Source organism: Streptomyces sp. JJ36 (genome assembly GCF_021696945.1).
GTDB lineage: Bacteria > Actinomycetota > Actinomycetes > Streptomycetales > Streptomycetaceae > Streptomyces.
Window position 1 is genome coordinate 1 of sequence record NZ_JACYHE010000158.1, and the last position, 2,125, is coordinate 2,125.

At 78.8% G+C, this 2,125-nt stretch carries 2 protein-coding genes; both read left to right on the forward strand.

What is annotated here, in order from left to right; all coding sequences use genetic code 11:
• A partial coding sequence (locus tag HOY81_RS26955) for a dihydrolipoamide acetyltransferase family protein (protein ID WP_237323329.1) occupies positions 1-1,059 on the forward strand: 1,059 nt, incomplete at its 5' end.
• A 131-nt stretch (positions 1,060-1,190) separates the two neighbouring features.
• Positions 1,191-2,078 (forward strand): DUF6457 domain-containing protein, encoded by an 888-nt coding sequence (locus HOY81_RS26960; protein ID WP_237323330.1) that lies wholly within the window; start codon positions 1,191-1,193, stop codon positions 2,076-2,078.
• Positions 2,079-2,125: the final 47 nt, after the last annotated feature.

Below are 2,125 nucleotides of genomic sequence, written 5' to 3' on the forward strand. Positions count from 1 at the left end.
GCGCCCCCCGGCGCCGGCGCTCTGCGCGGCGGCCGCGCCGGCGCCCGTACGGGCACCACGGGCGCGCCGGAACACGCCGACGGCGGGGCGGCCGCACCCGGCGCCCGCACCCTGCCGGTGATCTCGCCGCTGGTGCGGCGGGTGGCCCGGGAGCACGGCGTCGACCTGCGCGAGGTCACCGGTTCCGGGCCCGACGGGCTGATCCTGCGCGGCGACGTCGAGCGGGCGCTGCGTGGCGGCCCCGCGGTCGCCGAGCCCGAGCGGCAGCCCGTCCCGGAGGCCCGCCCGGCCGCCGCGGAGCCCGCCGCCGCGCCGCAGGAGACCCGCCGCCGCGCCGGCACCGCCCCCACCTCGCCGGCACGCACCGTGGCGTCCCGCGTCCCGCTGCGCGGCCTGCGCGGCACCGTGGCGGACAAGCTGGCGCGCAGCCGACGGGAGATCCCCGACGCCACCACCTGGGTGGACGCCGACGCCACCGAGCTGCTGGCGGCCCGCCGCGCCATGAACGCCGTGCCCGGCGCGCCGAAGGTGTCGCTGCTGGCGTTGCTCGGCCGGATCTGCACCGCGGCCCTCGCCCGCCACCCCGAGCTGAACGCCACCGTGGACACCGAGGCCCGCGAGGTGCTCCGGCTGGCCGAGGTGCACCTGGGCTTCGCCGCCCAGACGGACCGCGGCCTGGTGGTCCCCGTGGTGCGGAACGCGCACCGGATGGACGCCGAGGAACTCGGCGCCGAGATGGCGCGGCTCACCGAGGCCGCCCGCGCGGGCACCCTCACCCCGGGCGAGCTGACCGGCGGCACCTTCACCCTCAACAACTACGGCGTCTTCGGCGTCGACGGCTCCACCCCCATCCTCAACCACCCCGAGGCCGCGATGCTCGGCGTCGGCCGCATCGTCGACAAGCCCTGGGCGGTCGGCGGCGAACTGGCGGTGCGCAGCGTCGTACAGCTCTCCTTCACCTTCGACCACCGGGTGTGCGACGGCGGCACCGCCGGCGGGTTCCTGCGCTATGTCGCGGACTGCGTGGAGCAGCCCGCGGTGCTGCTCCGTACGCTCTGAGCGTGACCCGCGATCCGCGCCAGGCCCCTCCGCCCTCCACCGGCCGCCCGGCCGGCCCGCCGCGCCCCGGCCCGCACCGCGGGGCGCAGCCGCCCCGCGATGCGGCCGCGCACGGGCCGTACGACGCCCTCGTGGTGGCGGGCGGCGGCGCCCGGCGGCTCGGCGGCGCCGACAAGCCCGGGCTGACGGTCGGCGGCCGTACGCTGCTGGACCGGGTGCTCGGCGCCTGCCCGGACGCCGTGACCACCGTCGTGGTCGGGCCGCGACGGCCCACCTCCCGCCCGGTCCGCTGGACCCGCGAGCAGCCGCGCGGCGGCGGCCCGCTGCCCGCCCTGGAGGCGGGCCTGCGGGCCCTGGGGGAGCAGCCCGGCACAGGCCCCGGTACGGACTCCGGGACGGTGCTGGTCCTCTCCGCCGACCTGCCCTTCCTGCGGGGCGAGACGGTACGTGCGCTGCTGCGCGCCGTACGGGAGGATCCGGCGGCGGACGGAACCGCCGCCGGGGACGGCGACACGCCCGTGGAGGGCGCCGTGCTGCACGACGGCCGGGACCAGCCCCTGGCCGCCGCCTACCGCACCGAACCGCTCCGCCGCGAACTCGCCCTGCTCCGCACCGAGCACGGCGGCCTGACCGGGATGCCGCTGCGGCTGCTCCTCCCGGACCTGCGGCTGCGCCGCGTCCCCGTACCTGCCGGGGCCGCCGACACCCTCGACTGCGACACCTGGGAGGATCTTGCGGCGGCCCGCCGCCGGATCAGGGAGCATGGCACCGTGCTGGACGAATGGATGGCCGCAGCCCAGGCCGAACTGGGCATCGAACTCGACGTCGACACCACTGCGCTGCTCGACCTGGCGCGGGACGCCGCGCACGGCGTGGCGCGGCCCGCCGCGCCGCTGACCACCTTCCTCGTGGGGTACGCGGCCGCGCAGCGCGGCGGTACCCCGGAGGACGTGGCCGAAGCGGTACGCGCCGCGACGCGGCTGGCCGAGCGCTGGTCTGCGGAGACGGACCCGCTGTGAGCGACGGCGGAGCGGCGACGGTGGTGCGGGGTGTGGTGCCGGGGTGT